The 15,681-nt window shown below is 70.2% G+C and carries 14 protein-coding genes; 8 read left to right on the plus strand and 6 right to left on the minus strand.

What is annotated here, in order from left to right; all coding sequences use genetic code 11:
• Positions 1–12 precede the first annotated feature (12 nt).
• A complete protein-coding gene (locus tag ABH941_RS09430) occupies positions 13–318 on the plus strand; it encodes a muconolactone Delta-isomerase family protein (RefSeq protein ID WP_370128202.1) in 306 nt (101 codons plus the stop codon).
• An 18-nt stretch (positions 319–336) separates the two neighbouring features.
• On the opposite strand, the gene ABH941_RS09435 is transcribed toward ABH941_RS09430, so the two are convergent.
• On the minus strand, positions 337–1,581 hold the full coding sequence (locus ABH941_RS09435) for a copper resistance D family protein (protein WP_370128203.1): 1,245 nt from the start codon (positions 1,579–1,581) through the stop codon (positions 337–339).
• A gap of 206 nt (positions 1,582–1,787) precedes the next feature.
• Here ABH941_RS09435 and ABH941_RS09440 point away from each other — a divergent pair, with 206 nt between their 5' ends.
• Entirely contained in the window at positions 1,788–4,559 is a 2,772-nt protein-coding gene (locus tag ABH941_RS09440; protein WP_370128204.1) for a discoidin domain-containing protein, read from the plus strand.
• 87 nt (positions 4,560–4,646) lie between these two features.
• Here the strand turns inward: ABH941_RS09440 and ABH941_RS09445 are convergent, their stop codons facing one another.
• Entirely contained in the window at positions 4,647–5,096 is a 450-nt protein-coding gene (locus tag ABH941_RS09445; RefSeq protein ID WP_370128205.1) for an SPW repeat protein, read from the minus strand.
• A 191-nt stretch (positions 5,097–5,287) separates the two neighbouring features.
• On the opposite strand from ABH941_RS09445, the gene ABH941_RS09450 reads away from it, so the two are divergent.
• Positions 5,288–6,520 (plus strand): NADH:flavin oxidoreductase/NADH oxidase family protein, encoded by a 1,233-nt coding sequence (locus ABH941_RS09450; protein ID WP_370128206.1) that lies wholly within the window; start codon positions 5,288–5,290, stop codon positions 6,518–6,520.
• Between the two features lie 126 nt (positions 6,521–6,646).
• Positions 6,647–7,369, plus strand: a complete 723-nt coding sequence (locus ABH941_RS09455; protein WP_370128207.1) for a VOC family protein — start codon at positions 6,647–6,649, stop codon at positions 7,367–7,369.
• 11 nt (positions 7,370–7,380) lie between these two features.
• On the opposite strand, the gene ABH941_RS09460 is transcribed toward ABH941_RS09455, so the two are convergent.
• Positions 7,381–7,524 (minus strand): hypothetical protein, encoded by a 144-nt coding sequence (locus ABH941_RS09460; RefSeq protein WP_370128208.1) that lies wholly within the window; start codon positions 7,522–7,524, stop codon positions 7,381–7,383.
• A 233-nt stretch (positions 7,525–7,757) separates the two neighbouring features.
• Here ABH941_RS09460 and ABH941_RS09465 point away from each other — a divergent pair, with 233 nt between their 5' ends.
• Positions 7,758–9,062 (plus strand): alginate lyase family protein, encoded by a 1,305-nt coding sequence (locus ABH941_RS09465; protein WP_370128209.1) that lies wholly within the window; start codon positions 7,758–7,760, stop codon positions 9,060–9,062.
• A gap of 60 nt (positions 9,063–9,122) precedes the next feature.
• Here the strand turns inward: ABH941_RS09465 and ABH941_RS09470 are convergent, their stop codons facing one another.
• Genes ABH941_RS09470 through ABH941_RS09480 form a run of 3 tightly spaced genes read right to left on the minus strand, consistent with a single transcriptional unit; the run spans position 9,123 to position 11,325 of the window.
• Entirely contained in the window at positions 9,123–10,517 is a 1,395-nt protein-coding gene (locus tag ABH941_RS09470) for a sensor histidine kinase (protein WP_370128210.1), read from the minus strand.
• Positions 10,498–11,175 carry a response regulator transcription factor gene (locus ABH941_RS09475; protein WP_370128211.1) on the minus strand — a complete coding sequence of 226 codons (678 nt, stop codon included), beginning with the start codon at positions 11,173–11,175 and terminating at the stop codon, positions 10,498–10,500. Before ABH941_RS09475 ends, ABH941_RS09470 begins: the two co-directional genes overlap by 20 nt.
• A 3-nt stretch (positions 11,176–11,178) precedes the next feature.
• A complete protein-coding gene (locus ABH941_RS09480) occupies positions 11,179–11,325 on the minus strand; it encodes a hypothetical protein (RefSeq protein WP_370128212.1) in 147 nt (48 codons plus the stop codon).
• Positions 11,326–11,605: 280 nt separating this feature from the next.
• Between ABH941_RS09480 and ABH941_RS09485 the strand changes: the two genes are divergently transcribed.
• Genes ABH941_RS09485 through ABH941_RS09495 form a run of 3 tightly spaced genes read left to right on the plus strand, consistent with a single transcriptional unit; the run spans position 11,606 to position 15,669 of the window.
• A complete protein-coding gene (locus tag ABH941_RS09485) occupies positions 11,606–12,739 on the plus strand; it encodes an ABC transporter substrate-binding protein (RefSeq protein ID WP_370128213.1) in 1,134 nt (377 codons plus the stop codon).
• 7 nt (positions 12,740–12,746) lie between these two features.
• The gene (locus ABH941_RS09490; RefSeq protein WP_370128214.1) at positions 12,747–14,486 is read left to right on the plus strand and encodes an ABC transporter permease; all 1,740 of its coding nucleotides are present in this window, start codon (positions 12,747–12,749) and stop codon (positions 14,484–14,486) included.
• Positions 14,479–15,669, plus strand: a complete 1,191-nt coding sequence (locus tag ABH941_RS09495; RefSeq protein ID WP_370128215.1) for an ABC transporter ATP-binding protein — start codon at positions 14,479–14,481, stop codon at positions 15,667–15,669. The genes ABH941_RS09490 and ABH941_RS09495 overlap by 8 nt, the downstream gene beginning before the upstream one ends.
• Positions 15,670–15,681: the final 12 nt, after the last annotated feature.

Below are 15,681 nucleotides of genomic sequence, written 5' to 3' on the forward strand. Positions count from 1 at the left end.
AGGGAGATCGCCATGCAGGAGTTCCTGGTCGAGCTGACCACCACCGTCCCCGAGGGCACCGACCAGGCCGAGGTCGACCGGCGCCGCGCCGCCGAAGCCGTACGCGCGAAGGAACTGGCCGCCACCGGGCACCTGTTCCGGCTCTGGCGTCCCGTCGGCGAACTGCGGAGCCTCGGAATCTGGCGCGCCACCGACGAGGCCGAACTGCACGAGAAGGTACTCGGCGGCCTCCCGCTGCGCCCCTGGATGACCGCCGTGGTCACGCCGCTGGAGTCGCACCCCAACGACCCGGGCAGCAGGGCCGAAGCCGGCGCCTGACGACCCCACGCGGCTGAGTCATGCCTCGACGAGGTCGGCGGGGCCCGAGGGAGTGATGGCCGGGGTTGCGGCGATGCGGCGTCGGGCGAGGCGGGCGGAGAGCCGGTAGCCGGCGATCATCACGGCGATGACGAGGACGGTTTCAGTGGTGCCCCACAGCCAGGTGGAGGCGTCGGCCACCTTGGGCGCGAGCTTGGGCAGGGTGGTGAGCGCGACGGTGGAGTGCTTGGCCGCGTCGGCCTGGAAGGCCTGGTTGCGGGCCGAGCCGTGCAGGAACGGTGCGACGAACAGCACCGCCAGCGCGAGCAGGACTTCCGCGCCGATCACTGCGGGGAACTGCCGTACCAGGATGGTGCGGAGCGGACGCTGATCGCCTGCGGCGCGCAGTGCGTCGACGCGCGGGTGCAGCCAGAACTGGTTGAAGACGCCGAGCAGCAGCAGAGCGCCGAAGAGCAGGATCTTCACGCCGAGCACGCGTCCGTACATGGTGGTGACCAACTGGGTGGGGCCGTCGACGTGCTCCCAGTACAGGAACAGGCCGGACAGGGTGATGGCGGCGACACAGCTCATCGCGGTCGCGGAGAACCGGCGGATCGCCGGTCCCCAGAACGTGCCCCTGTCGGCGGGGGCGACAGCGCCCGGCAGGGTGAGCAGCGCGAGGCCGACCAGCCCGCCGATCCAGACGCCGCCGCCGATCAGGTGCAGCATCCACATCAGGGTCTCGAAGCTGGTGCGGCCCCAGTCCTTGGGCGTCTGGTTCGGGAACCTGGTGGTGCCGAGCGCGATCGTCCCGGCGCCGAGTCCGGTCGTCAGCAACCACGTCCGCAAGGGGCCGGCGGCGACCCTGCGGACGGTGAGCGGGGCGATCGCTGCGGCGCCGACCAGGATGAGCGTCAGTTCCAGTCCGGAGAGGCGGCCGTCGTTGCTGCCGTCGTACAGGGAGTTCCACGCCGCGCTGTAGTCGTAGCCGCCGCTTGGCGACGCCCCATGGGCGAGGTCGGTGAGTATCGCCGGTACGGCCAGCGCGCCCAGGACGACCGCCGCCCGGGAGAGCCGTGCGGTGACCGCGGCCAGCGTCTCCGCTCCGACCCGGCGGGTCGGCGGGCCTACGGCCAGGACGGCCAGGGCGGTCAGGCCCACGAAACCCATCAGCGTCACCCAGCCCGTCCAGGCGATGGCGCTGTCAACGAACGGGCCCAGCGGGGTCGATGGAGCCGCCGCGGACAGGCTCACGGAGTGGGGTGCAGCACCGGAAAGGGGCATGGGCGATCATCCTTGGTCACAGGGGAACAGCAGGCTGGCTTAGGTTAGCCATACCTAACCTCCTGCGCAATAAGCGGAAGCGCCCGGCGTGATCTGCAGTGAAGTTGAATATTTGCATGGATGAATCAAAGCCTTGCGGGCGAGTGTCGATCCGGTTACGTTCCCTCCGATGCGCTGCATTCCCCTGCATCCCAGGGAGGGACCCGATGAGACACCTGCCCAACGTCGCCCCACGCGCCTGGATCGGACTGGTCGTCACCGCGTTACTCGCAGGCCCCTTGCTGGTCCCGGTCGCCGCGGCGCCGGCCGCGGCGACCAGCGGCGCCGGGGCGACGGTCCCGTTCGCCAGTTACGAGGCCGAGGCGGGCACGCTCATCGGCGGAGCGACTGCCGTGTCGCTGACAGCCGCTCCGACCACGCAGTACTCGAGCCCGGCGGTGGAGGCGTCCGGACACGCCTATGTGCAGCTCACCGGCGTCGGACAGGGCGTTCAGTGGACCAACACCACCGGCGCGCCGATCACCGCGCTGAACCTCCGTGAGAGCATCCCTGACTCACCGTCAGGCGGTGGCAGCACGGCGACCCTCGACCTCTACGTCGACGGCGTGTTCCGGCAGGCGCTGAACCTCAACTCGAAACAGAGCTGGTTCTACGAGGGCGGCAGCAACAACTACAACGGCAGCGACCAGAATCCGGCCGACGGCGATCCCCGCGAGTTCTTCGACGAGTCGCACACGTTCGTCACCGGCGCGGCGATCGCCCCCGGCAGCACGATCACCCTGAAGAAGGACGCCTCCAACACGGCCGCGTTCTACTACCTCGACGTCGTCGACGTGGAGAACCCGCCGCCACCGGCGGCCCAGCCGGCCAACTCCCTCTCCATCACCAGCTGCGGCGCGGTGGCCGACGACAACCCCACCAACGGATCCGCCGACAGCGGCGCCGTCGACAGCACCGCGGCCATCCAGAACTGCATCAACCAGGCCCAGTCCCAGAGCAAGATCCTGTGGATTCCGGCGGGCACGTTCTACCTCAAGGGCACCACCGGCCTGAAGGCCCAGGGCATCACCATCGCCGGCGCGGGCATGTGGTACAGCACGATCTACCGTGACGTCCCGCTGCCCAACAGCACCCCCCTGGCTGCCACGTTCGAGCTGACCTCGTGCAATGTCCACGACTTCCACCTCGACTCCGACTCCACCAGCCGCGCGATGGTCGACGGCGGAGGTGGCGCGATGGACACCTCCGGGACCAACTGGGTGGCCGACAGCATCTGGAGCCAGCACGTCGAGTCCGGCTTCTGGGCCTCCGGCACCGGCGGCACGGTGCAGAACAGCCGCGTCACCGCGGTGTGGGCCGATGGCATCAACCTCAACAACGTGTCGCTGAACAACTCCGTCGGCAACAGCATCACCGCGACCAACAACTTCGTCCGCGGCACCGGTGACGACGGGATGGCCATCAACTCGGTCGCCTACAACACCGATTCCAGCGGCAACAAGACCTACTACACCGCCATGTCGCACATCACGATGACGCACAACACCGTCATCGCGCCCTGGGGTGGCAAGGGCATCGGCATCTACGGCGGCAGCAACCAGGACGTCGAGAACAACTACATCGCCGACACGGCCCGCTACATCGGGCTCGGCGTCGGGCGCTTCGGCGTCAACGGCAGCGACCTGCTCACCGCGACGGTCAACGGCAACACCGTCGTCCGGTCGGGCGGCAACGGCTACAGTCAGGGCCAGCCGGCGCTGCAGGTGGGCAACGGCGGCGACGGCCAGAACGTCGGCGTCGTCGACCATGTCACCGTCACCAACAACACCGTGGTCAACGCCCTGTACGACGGGGTGGGCTTCTCCACGTCCACCAACACGCTGCTGCAGAACAACACGATCACCGCGCCCTGGCGCAACGGCATCGTCATCGCGCCGCCGTTCTACCCCGCGCCCACCGGCTCGGCCACCATCACCGGCAACACCGTCACCGGTCTCGGGTCGGGCCTGGTGCCGTTCGCCAACAACTCCTCTGGCTTCACCGCGACTGCGAGCGGCAACAGTTGGCAAGGCAGCGGCACCGTGGAAGGACCGTACGGTGGCACGGCCGCCGCCGTCCCGGGCCTGGTCCAGGCCGAGAACTACGACACCGGCGGCCAGGGCGTCGGCTACAACGTCAGCTCCGTCAACGGCAGCGGCAACGGCTACCGGGCGGACGGCGTCGACCTGGAGACCACCTCGGACACCGGCGGCGGCTACGACGTCGGCTGGACCTCGGGCGGCCAGTGGTTCCGCTACACCCTCAATGTCGCCACGGCCGGGACCTACACGGTCAGCATGAGGGTCGCCGCGCCCAGCGCGGTCAGCGGCGCCCTGCACCTGTCCGACGCCTCGGGAGCCAACCTCAGCGGCGCGGTCAACCTCCCGGCCACCGGCGGATGGCAGACCTGGACCACCGCCACCGCCCAGGTCGTGCTGCCGGCCGGACAGCAGGTGCTGACCGTCAATCAGGACAACGGCGGCTGGAACCTCAACAGTCTGCAGTTCGCCGCCACCGCCGCTGGCAGCACCAACCTTGCTGCTGGCAGGCCGACCAGCGAGTCGTCGCACACGGACGTGTACCCGTCGTCCAACGTCACCGACGGCAACCAGAGTTCGTACTGGGAGAGCGCCAACAACGCGTTCCCCCAGTGGGTGCAGGTGGACCTGGGATCGTCCCAGTCGGTGGGCCGGGTGGTGCTCCAACTGCCCGCCGGCTGGGGCGCGCGCGACGAGACGCTGTCCCTGCTCGGCTCGACCGACGGGACCAGCTTCGGCACCGTGAAGTCGTCTGCGACCTACACGTTCACCCCGTCGAGCAACAACACCGTCACCCTCACCTTCCCGGCCACCTCGCAGCGGTACCTGCGGGTCAGCATCACCGCCAACACCGGCTGGCCGGCCGGCCAGATCTCGGAGTTCCAGGCCTGGACCCAGTAACGCATCAGCGCACACACGCCACGTAAGGCCCCGGCATACGCCGGGGCCTTACGTGTGCGGTCCGGGCTACTGGTCCGCCGGTGCCGGCTATCTCCCGGTGGGACGACCGAGGGACATGACCATCGCGACTGCTACCAGTCCGAGGGCACAGCAGATGCCACCGATCACCACGTTGTTCCAGATCATCCCTGCCGTCGGGTGGTGCCCGACAGTCACGACCCAGGGCGAGATGATCAGCCAGACGCCGATCGCCGCGACGACGCCGCTCAGGCGGAACATCCGCTCGGGCGCGAGCGTGAGGCCCATGCCGATCACGGCCAGGGCGATGCCGAGGACGAGATTGTTGATCAGGAGGGGGTTGGTGGGGCCGAAGTGCACGACCCACGGGGAGATCGCCGCGTACAGGCCGGCGAGCAGCACCATGCCGTCGATGGCGACCACGCCACGGCGGCTCTCCATACGGGCGTACCGCGCCCGCATCTCGGCCACGTCGGGGTGTGCCGCGATGTCGGAGCCACGATTCGCGATATGAGCCATTCTGATCGCCTTCTTCCGGAAGAACATGAAAGGCCCTGTTGCTCCCATTTTCCCCGCCGATGCGCGGTTCACGCATCCTCGAAGCATCAGATATGGTCCAGATAAAGTTGACACTGTTCACATGGTTCTCGTACCGTGATGTAAGCACCGTACACATCCGGAGGACGGTGGACCCATGAGGACGGGAAGCAATGTCGAGTGATCTGTTCGCCCCGCTGGCGCTGGCCAGCGGCTCCGTACTGCCCAACCGCATCGCCAAGGCGGCCATGGAGGAGAATCTCGCCGGCGACGGCCAGCTGCCCGACGAGCGGCTGCTGCGGCTCTACCGCCGCTGGAGCCGGGGCGGAACCGGCCTGCTGATCACCGGGAACGTGATGGTGCACGCCGAGGCGCTGACCGGACCGGCCGGTGTGGTGCTGGACGTGGACTCCCCGCTGGAACCCTTCACCCAGTGGGCGCGGGCCGCGAAGTCCGGGGGCGCCGCGGTCTGGATGCAGATCAACCACCCGGGCCGCCAGGTCTTCGCCGAGATGCCCGGTGTGGCGTGGGGGCCCTCCGCGATCAGGGTGGACATCGGCAGGCAGAGCAAGCGCCTGGCCCGACCCGTCGCGATGACCGAGCAGCAGATCGCCGCGACCGTCGCGCGCTTCGCTGACACGGCACGGCTGGCGGAGAAGGCCGGATTCGACGGCGTCGAGATCCACGCGGCCCACGGCTACCTGCTCTCGCAGTTCCTCTCGCCGCTGTCCAACGTCCGCACCGACCGCTGGGGCGGCTCGCTGGAGAACCGCGCCCGGTTGCTCCTCGAAGTGGTCCGCAGGGTCCGCGCCGCGGTGGGATCGCAGTTCGCGGTGGCGGTCAAGCTCAACTCCGCAGACTTCCAACGCGGCGGGTTCGAGCTCGCCGACGCACAGCGGGTGATCGACATGCTGGCACCGCTGGGCGTCGACCTGGTCGAGCTCTCCGGCGGCAGCTACGAGAGTCCGGCGATGTCCGGACGCCCGGCGGACGGACGCACCAAGGCCCGCGAGGCCTACTTCCTGGACCTCGCCGCCGAACTGGTCCGCAGCAGCCCGCTGCCGATCATGCTCACCGGCGGCATCGCCCGCCGTCCGGTCGCGGAGGAGGCGCTCGCCGCCGGGGTCGCCGTGGTCGGCATGGGCTCGGCGCTGGCAGTCAACCCGGACCTGCCCAAGCTCTGGCACGCCGGCGCGGACGCCGAGGTCCGCCTCGCCCCGGTCCGGATCAAGAACAAGGCCCTGGCCTCGGCGGCCGGCATGTCACGCATCAAACACCAGCTCCGACTGCTGGCCCAGGACCGGCCGACCTCCCCGGGCGTGAACCCGCTCCTCGCGTTCCTGCGCGACACCCTGACGCGCAGGCGCACGCTGCGCCGCTACCGCAGCTGGCTGACCGCGCGATGAGCTCCGCCGGCTGCCGTCGAAAACCCGGCTGCGAGTGACGCCGAGTCACGTCTAGGCTCCCGCCCGACGGGCTGACAAGGCGCACGTTCGACGGTGGTCCGTCGGCGGATCGGAGATGAGCAGGGAATGACCTGTCAACTGTTCGCGGTCTGCTTCGATGCGAACCGGCCGCTGCTTCTCGCGAGCTTCTGGTCCGGACTTCTGGGCTGGGAGACGGTCGACGACCAGGACGGCGGCGTCACGCTCCTGCCCAGTGACGACACCGGGTTCCGCATCCGCTTCGTTCCGACCCAGGACCGGAAGGCCGACCGGAACCGGATGCACTTCGATCTGACGAGCACATCCCTGGAGGACCAGCAGCAAACGGTGGCCCGGGCGCTGGCACTCGGCGCACACCACATCGACGTCGGCCAACGTCCGGAGGACGGTCATGTGGTGCTCGCCGACCCCGAGGGCAACGAGTTCTGCGTCATCGAGCCGGGCAACAAGTTCCTCGCCGACTGCGGCTTCATCGGGGCGCTGGCCTGCGACGGTTCGCAGGACGTGGGGTACTTCTGGAGCGAGGCGCTGGGGTGGCCGCTGGTCTGGGACCAGGACCAGGAGACCGCGATCCGCTCGCCGCACGGCGGTCCGAAGATCACCTGGGGCGGCCCACCGCTGAGGCCGAAGACCGGCAGGAACCGTGTGCATTTCGACCTGACCCTGCCTGTCCACGGCGACCGGCAGGCCGAGGTCGACCGTCTGGTCTCCCTCGGTGCGACTCGAATCGACGCCGGCCAGGGCGACGCCGGGTGTGCGGCGATGACCGATCCCGACGGCAACGAGTTCTGTGTGGTGACGCCCCGGTAGCGCGGCCCCGATCAGCGCCGGGCCAGCACCGCCACATCGTGGCCGAACCCGACCACCAGCCTGTGGTCCGGGGAGACCGCCACGCGGGAACCCCTGGTGGGGAACGTCAGCTCCCGCCCGACCTGTCGGCCGGTGGCCAGGTCCCACACGTGCACTGATCTGTCGTGGCCGCCGGTGAGGGCAACGGGCAGGGGCAGGAGCAGCGGACGATCAGGCGCGGACGCGTAGATTCCTCCAGCCGGAGGCGAGTTGACGAGTGGTCGAACGAGGCTTGACGTTGGATTGGTTCAGACCTATCTTCCTGACCTACCCCCACAGGTTCATGTCAATGACATGGATTCACATCCTTGAACCAGGGATCGGCTCCGCCCCCACAGGAAGGCATCCCATGCGTTCGTCCCCCACGTCCTCCAAGTCCTCGATACCGCCGTCGCACCGGCGGCGCAGGACGGCTTGGGTCGCGGGCCTCACCGGCCTGCTGATCGCTGTGCTGGCCGGTGTGCTGACGGTTCCGTCGAGTCTGGCCGCCGTCACCAGCTCCGCCGTCGGTCTGAACGCTGCCGCGGTGACGCCGGCCGTCGCGCCCGCGCCGACCTCGTTCGTTCACCCCGGGGTCGGGGTCAGCCTGCCTCAACTCGCCTACGTCAAGACCCAGGTGCAGGCCGGGGCGGAGCCCTGGAAGGACGCCTATGCGCAGATGATGGCGAGCTCCTACGCCTCGCTGAGCCGGGTTCCCGCGCCGCGCGCCAACGTCGAGTGCGGGCCCGTGTCCAACCCCAACTACGGCTGCACCGATGAGCGGCAGGACGCGATCGCCGCCTACACCGACGCGCTGGCCTGGTACATCACCGGGAACGCGGCGTACGCGCAGGAGTCGATGAAGCTGATGGACGCCTGGTCGGCCACCATCACCGAGCACACCAACAGCAACGCCCCGCTGCAGACCGGCTGGGCCGGGTCCATGTGGCCGCAGGCGGCTGAGATCATCCGCTACACCTACACCGGCGGCTGGCCCAACCAGGCGCGGTTCGGCACCATGCTGAAGAACGTCTACCTGCCCGAGGTCATCAACGGCTCCAACAGCAACGGTAACTGGGAGCTGGTGATGATGCAGGCAGCCATCGGCATCTCCATCTACCTCAACGACACCGCCGACTACACCAAGGCCGTCAACAAGTTCCTGGTCCGGGTCCCGGCCTACATCTACCTGTCCTCGGACGGCGCCCTGCCCAAGACCGTCCCCAGCCAGAACCTCACCACCAGTGCGAAGATCATCTCCTACTGGCAGGGCCAGTCGACCTTCGTCGACGGTCTCACCCAGGAGACCTGCCGCGACTTCACCCACACCGGCTACGGCATCGCCTCGATCTCCAGCGTGGCGGAGACCACTCTGATCCAGGGTCAGGACCTCTACCCGGAGGTCGGTCCCCGGCTCCAGCAGGCGCTGGGCTTCCAGTCGAAGTACCAGCTCGGCGCCGCCGTGCCCAGCTGGCTCTGCGGCGGCAGCGTGAACAAGGGACTCGGGCCGGTCACCGAGGTCGGCTTCAACGCCCTGCACAACCGCCAGGGCATCGCCATGACCAACACCCAGACGCTCACCGAGCAGATGCGCCCGCAGGGCACCAACGCCCTGTTCGTCGCCTGGCAGACCCTGACCAACGCCGACAACCCCGACGTCGTGCCGACCGGCTGACGTGTTCTGAGTCAGCAGCACCGGAAAGGTGCCAGTGGCTGGGGCGGTGTGCGGAGGGCGCTACCGCGCGTCGTCGCGCGCGGCGGGCAGGCGCACGGTGAAGGTCGCACCGGTGTGGTCGGGCCCGTCGGTGATGGTGATCGTCCCGCCGTGGGCGACGGCGATGTCGCGGGCGATGGACAGGCCCAGGCCGGTGCCGGCTTCCTCCCCGGCCCTGCGGGTGCGGGCGGCCTGGAGCCGGACGAAGCGGTCGAAGACCCGTTCCCGGTCGCCGACCGGGATGCCGGGCCCGTCGTCGGTGACCCGGACGACGGCGGTGTCGGGGTCCTCGGTGGTCACGGTGAGGTGGACGTGCGTGTCCGCGTGGCGGTCGGCGTTGTCGAGGAGGTTGCGGATCAGCCGGGTGAGCTGGTCGGGGTCGCCGAGGACCGAGGCGTCCTGGAGGGCGAAAACCGTGACGGGGACGCGGGTGGGCGCCGCGTGCGCGACGGTCCGGGCCAGCGCGGGGAGGTCGACCGGCTCGCGGTGCCGCAGCAGGGTCCGGTCGTCGGCGCGGGCGAGCAGCAGCAGCGCGTCGACCAGGCGTTGGAGCCGTGCGGTCTCGGTGACGGCGCGCTGGGCGAGCTCGGGCCAGGGGGCATGGTCGGGGTGGGCGAGTCCGACCTCCAGCGAGGTGCGGACGGCGGTGAGCGGGGTGCGCAGTTCGTGGGAGGCGTCGGCGACGAAGCGGCGCTGGCGGGTCGCGGAGTCCTCCAGACGGGCGAGCATGGTGTTCAGCGTGCGGGCGAGGCGTCCGATCTCGTCGTTGCCGTCGGGCTGCGGGATACGGCGGTGCAGATCGCTGCCGGTGATCTCGGCCGCTTCCGCGCGGATGCGCTCCACCGGGCGAAGGGCACGGCCGATCAGCAGCCAGGACAGTCCCAGCGCGCCGAGCAGGACCAGCGGCAGGGCGAACAGCAGATGGCCCTGGATGTCGGTGGTGACGATGGACAGCACACGGGTGGAGCCGCCCGCGTAGACCACGACGGGGGTGGTTCCGGCGACGTAGCGCTGGGCCACGACGCGCTCCTCGCCACGGTCCTGGGAGCTCTGGGCGGTGGACTGGGGCGTGCTGGTGTCGGCGGGGAGGGTGTAGCGGGCGGGCTGGCCGGTGACGTTGGCGGTGGCGGCGAGGACGTGGCCGGAGGAGTCGACGACCTGGGCCCAGATGCCGGGGTCGCCGGGGGCGGCCGGCAGCGGTGCGGGCCAGGTGGCGCCGGTGGCGGAGCGGGCGATGGATTCGGCGTAGGCGTTGAGGGTGGTGTCGACGTTGGTCCGGACCGAACTGACCAGGGTGATGGCCAGGACGGCGGTGCCCAGGGCGATGGTGGCGGTGACGACGAGGGTCGCCAGCAGGGTGAGCCGCAGGCGCAGCGATTGGCTGCGCAGGGCGGGGCTAGGGGCGGTGCGGGTCAATGCGGTATCCCGATCCCCGGACCGTCTCCACGGTGCGGCTCTGGAAGGGTGCGTCGATCTTGCGGCGCAGGTGGTGGATGCGGACCTCGACGACGGCGGGATCGGCCTGCGAGGCCGTGTCCCAGCAGTGCTCCAGCAGTTCGGTCTTGGGCACGGCGCGGCCGTCCGCGCGGAGCAGGTACTCCAGGACCGTGGTCTCTCCGGGGGTCAGGCTGATGGGCGTGCCCGCGCGGTGCACGGCGCGGGTGGCGGGGTCCAGGGTCAGGTCGCCGGCCTGCAGCAGGGCCGGCCGTGGCGGTGCCCCGCGTCGCAGCAGGGAGCGCAGGTGGGCCAGCAGGACGGGGTAGGCGAAGGGTTTGGTGAGGTAGTCGTCGGCGCCCAGGTCGAGCCCTTCGGCCTGGTCGAGGTCGGCGTCCATGGCCGAGAGCATGAGGATCGGGGTCCAGTTCCCGGCGGTGCGCAGCCGGGAACAGATCTGGAAGCCGTCCAGGCCGGGGAGCATGACGTCCAGGATGATCGCGTCGAAGTCGTGCTCGGTGGCCTGCCACAGGCCCTCGGTGCCGTCGCCGGCGAGCTGGACGGCGTAGCCCTCGGCCTGCAGTCCCCAGGTCAGGGACGCGCCGAGAGCCTCGTCGTCCTCGATCACGAGGATGCGCATGGCTCAAGCATGCACGGACGGGTGCGGAGCCGGGGGGTTCAGCGCGCCGTCGGCCCCGTCCCGGTCGTGCACGCCGACCACCGTGACGGCGACCCAGGCCAGGGCCACCCACAGCCGATGCCGCAGGACGAACGCGGCGAAGCGTTCCACGAGATCCACCTCCGAGAGCGGGCCGGTCCCAGGCGCAGACCGGCGATGCTCCCGAAGGTAGGAGGGCCCACCTTTCGATCTCCTTAACCGTGCCCGCTCGCTCCATGGCGGCATTTCGGGCAGGTTGGAGGCAGATGACGCGGGGGTTTCCCAGGCCTTGACACCCCGGAAGGCCCGGTGCTCTCATTTGCCATAGCAAACACCTACCGGTGAGTCACTTGAGATCACCGCAGTTCGTCGCATCTGCTATAGCAAATTCACTATCTCGAATGAGGTCGTCATGAGTCGCCATCCTTCCCCTGCGTCGGTCCGACTGGCCATCGCGGTCCTCGCGGTCGGCTCCGTGCTGGCCGCCTGCTCGTCCACCGGCACCACCGGGTCCCAGCCGGCCGCGGCGTCCGCCACCCCCGCCGCGCCGGCCGCCGTCGCCGACCTGGTGACCAGGTCCCACACCGAGTCGGGGCTGATCATCTACGGCAACACGCCCAGCGCCGCGTTCAAGCCGGTGCTCGACGCCTTCACCAATGCCTATCCCTGGATCAAGCCGCAGTACTCGCAGCTGTCGGACAATCAGGTGTTCACCAAGTTCCAGTCCGAGCACGCCCAGAGCGCCCGCACCGCCGACCTGCTGATCTCCGACTCCGTCCCGCAGGCGCTGCAGGCCGAGCAGAACGGCCTGCTCGCCAACGTCACCCCGCAGGGCCTGGAGAACTTCCCCGCCTACACCGACCAGGGCCACGGCGTGTACGTGCTGTCACCCGACCCGGTCCTGGTCACCTGGAACGCCAAGCTGCTGACCGGATCCGGGATTCCCACCGGCTACGCGGACCTGGCCGCCCATGTGAAGAGCGACCCGGCCAAGTACCCCCTGGTCAGCTACTCGCCCAACAACCCGCTCGGGTACGAGGCCGTCTACGGCCTGGTCCACCTCCTCGGCGCGAACACCGTGTACGGCGACCTGGACACCCTCGGCCCGCACACCAAGACCCTGGACGAGGGCCTGGACGGACTGCAGTACATGGTCCAGGGCGGCGCCTCGGTCGGCTGGCTGTCCAGCGGCCTCGCCCAGAGCGTCATCCCGCAGTACAAGGGCCTGGCCGGCTACGGCTACATGAAGGACGCCACCCCGCTGGTGCCGCGTCTGATCACGCAGACCGCCGGAGCCGCCTCCCCGGCCTCGGCCCAGCTGTTCCTGGACTACGTCTACAGCGCCCCCGGCCAGCAGGTCCTGTGCGCGGTGGGCCTGGAGGCCTCGATGAACAACTTCAGGTCAGCCACCGGCTGCACCGCCGACCTGACCGACCTGGCCACCCACGTCCCGGCCGCCGCCACCTACCTCGTCCCGGTCTCCCAGGACGTGGTCGACCAGCAGAAGGCGATCACCGACCGCTGGAACAAGGCCCTCGGTCACTGAGCGCCCCATGACCTCCTTCGCTCCCGCCGCCGCCCCGGCCGCCCCGCGCGACCGGCGCCGCCGCCTGCCCACCGGTCCCGGCCAGTACCTCGTCTGGGCCGCAGTGGCCGTGCTGACCCTGGCACCGCTCGTCCCGCTGGTCATCACCTCGCTGCGCTCCAAGCCCTACTACCTGCCCGGAGGCGTGTTCAGCGTCGACGCCTACCGGCAGCTGTTCGCCGATCCGGCGTTCCGTCAGGCCGCCCTGAACACCGCCGTGTTCGCACTGACGGCCACCGCGCTGGCCCTGCTCCTCGGCGCCGCCTTCGCCGTCCTGGTGGCCCGCACCGACCTCCCCGGACGCCGCTGGCTCGGACCGGCCCTGCTGGCCCCGCTGCTGATACCCCCGCTCGGACTGATCGTCGGCTGGGAGTCGCTGTACGGACCGGCCGGCTACCTCACCCAGCTGTGGTCCAAGAACCTGCACCTGCCCGCCTGGAACCTCACCTCACTGCCCGGCATGTCCGTCCTGGGCGCCGTGGTCACCCTCCCCATCGCCTACCTCACCTGCAAAGCCGTACTGGACAGCGGCGACGGCAGCCTGGAGGACGCGGTCCGCGCCTCGGGCGGGGGCACCGTGCGCGTGCTGCGCACCGTCACCGTGCCGATGCTGCGCACCGCCCTCCTCGACAGCGGCATGCTGATCTTCACGCTCTGCCTGGAAGTACTCGGCATCCCGCTGTTCCTGGGCCGCCCCGCGCACATCGGCTTCATCGCCAGCTACCTCTACGACACCTGGAACAACAGCGCCGTCCCGGACCCGCCCATCGTCTCGGCCGGGGCGATCCTGCTGCTGCTGGTCGCCTCCACCCTGCTGGTGCTGCGCGGCCGACTGCTGCGCCACTCCGCCCGCTACGCCGCCGGCACCCGTGCCACCGCCCCCGCCCGCCCCCTGGAGCTGGGCCGCTGGCGCCGGCCGGCCGCCACCGCCATGACCGGCTTCGTGGCCCTGACCTCCGTGGTGCCGCTCCTCGGGCTCGCGCTGATGTCCTCGGTCACCGACCTGACCACCCTGGTCGCGCCCTGGCGGCTGTGGACCGCCGCCAACTGGCAACAGCTCTGGGACGACCCCACCCTGCACCGCGCGATCACCGACAGCCTCCTGGTCGGCGTCATCGGCAGCGCCGCCACCGTCGCCCTGGTCGCCCTGGCCACTGTCATCGCCCACCACTCCGGCTTCCGGCTGCGCCGCACCCTGCCCGCCCTGCTGGTCTACCCCCGGGCCACCCCCGGCATCGTCTTCGGCGTCGGCTTCTTCTGGCTGTTCCTGATCGTGGACTGGCCCGGGGCCATGCTCCGCACCAGTCTGTGGGGCGAACTCCTCGCCCTGTGCGTCCGCAACATGACCCTCGCCTACATCGTCCTGGCCCCCGCCCTGGCCCGGATCAGCCCCGAACTGTCCAAGGCCGCCGCCGCCTCCGGCGCGAACTGGTGGACCGCCACCCGCCGCATCACCCTGCCGCTGCTGCGCCCGGCCCTGCTCGGCGCCCTGGTGCTGATGTTCGTGACCCTGGTCAGCGACTACGACCCGGTGGTGTTCCTGACCAAGCCCGGCACCGAACTGCTGGGCACCACCATGCTGCAGACCTGGTCCAAGGGACTGCCGGGACCGGTCGCAGCGATGGCCCTCGTCCAAGTCCTCCTCGTCGCCCTCGCCCTCGCGGCGGGCCTGGGGTGGACCCTGCGCAGGAAGGCTCGCCATGCCTGAGATCTCCGTACACCGGCTCACCCGCACGATCGGGACCACCCGCGTCCTGGACGAGGTCGGCTTCACCGTCTCCGACGGTCAGTTCGTCACCCTGCTGGGTCCCAGCGGCTGCGGCAAGACCACCACCCTGATGTCGATCGCCGGCTTCCAGACCCCCGACGCCGGCACCATCACCCACGGCGACCGCACGTTCTTCGACGCGAAGACGCGCCGCAACATCCCCGCCGAGCAACGGGAGTTGGGAGTGGTCTTCCAGTCCTATGCACTGTGGCCGCACCTGACGGTGGCTCAGAACGTCGGCTTCGCGCTCAGGATCCGCCGCACCCCGCGCCAGGAGATCAGGCAACGGGTGCGCGAGGTCCTGGAGTTGGTGGAGCTCGGACACCGGTCGGACGCCCATCCCCATGAGCTCTCCGGCGGGCAGCAGCAGCGCGTCGCCCTGGCCAGGGCACTGGCCCACGGCCCCAGCGCGCTGCTGCTGGACGAGCCGTTCTCCAACCTGGACGCCAAGCTGCGCGAACGCGCCCGCGACTGGCTCCGGGAGCTGCAGCGCGACCTCGGCATCAGCACCGTCTTCGTCACCCACGACCAGACCGAGGCCCTGGCCATGAGCGACCGGATCCTGGTGATGAACCAGGGCCGCATCGTGCGGGCCGGCACCCCCGAGGAGGTCTACCACCGCCCCGGCAGCCGCTTCGTGGCCGAATTCCTGGGCCGCTGCACCTTCCTGACCGGCGCCGCCCGCACCGTCGGCGACGGCGCCTACCGCCTGGACGTCCCCGGCCTGCCGGGCGGCGTTCCCTTCCGGGCGGACTCCGCACCGCCGCCCGGGGCCGTGACCGTGGCCGTGCGTCCCGAAGGCCTCGTCCTGACCGAGCCGGGCGGCCTGACCGAGCCGGGCGGCCTGACCGAGCCGGGCGTCCTGACCGACCCGGGCGCCGCCGACTCGGGATGGCCCGCTCGGGTCGTCCACACGACCTTCCTCGGCGACCACTACCTGCACACGCTCCAGGCGGGTCCACAGCGCCTCCAGGCCCTCAGCACCCGACCCCTGGCCGCCTCGACGGTCCGGGTCGGCCTGGCCGAGGGGGCCGCCAGCCCGGTGACCGACGACCCGGTACCCGCCGACACCGCGTCCACGGCCGAACAGCCCGCATCAACCGCCGCCCTGCACGCTGTTTGACAGTGTGCTGTA

Origin of the sequence: Streptacidiphilus sp. EB103A, assembly GCF_041261405.1 — a bacterium.
Lineage (GTDB): Bacteria > Actinomycetota > Actinomycetes > Streptomycetales > Streptomycetaceae > Streptacidiphilus.

Coding starts and splice junctions, on each gene's coding strand:
- ABH941_RS09430 (WP_370128202.1), top strand. CDS start 13: ATGCAGGAGTTCCTGGTCGAGCTGACCACCACCGTCCCCGAGGGCACC.
- ABH941_RS09435 (WP_370128203.1), bottom strand. CDS start 1,581: ATGCCCCTTTCCGGTGCTGCACCCCACTCCGTGAGCCTGTCCGCGGCG.
- ABH941_RS09440 (WP_370128204.1), top strand. CDS start 1,788: ATGAGACACCTGCCCAACGTCGCCCCACGCGCCTGGATCGGACTGGTC.
- ABH941_RS09445 (WP_370128205.1), bottom strand. CDS start 5,096: ATGGCTCATATCGCGAATCGTGGCTCCGACATCGCGGCACACCCCGAC.
- ABH941_RS09450 (WP_370128206.1), top strand. CDS start 5,288: ATGTCGAGTGATCTGTTCGCCCCGCTGGCGCTGGCCAGCGGCTCCGTA.
- ABH941_RS09455 (WP_370128207.1), top strand. CDS start 6,647: ATGACCTGTCAACTGTTCGCGGTCTGCTTCGATGCGAACCGGCCGCTG.
- ABH941_RS09465 (WP_370128209.1), top strand. CDS start 7,758: ATGCGTTCGTCCCCCACGTCCTCCAAGTCCTCGATACCGCCGTCGCAC.
- ABH941_RS09475 (WP_370128211.1), bottom strand. CDS start 11,175: ATGCGCATCCTCGTGATCGAGGACGACGAGGCTCTCGGCGCGTCCCTG.
- ABH941_RS09485 (WP_370128213.1), top strand. CDS start 11,606: ATGAGTCGCCATCCTTCCCCTGCGTCGGTCCGACTGGCCATCGCGGTC.
- ABH941_RS09490 (WP_370128214.1), top strand. CDS start 12,747: ATGACCTCCTTCGCTCCCGCCGCCGCCCCGGCCGCCCCGCGCGACCGG.
- ABH941_RS09495 (WP_370128215.1), top strand. CDS start 14,479: ATGCCTGAGATCTCCGTACACCGGCTCACCCGCACGATCGGGACCACC.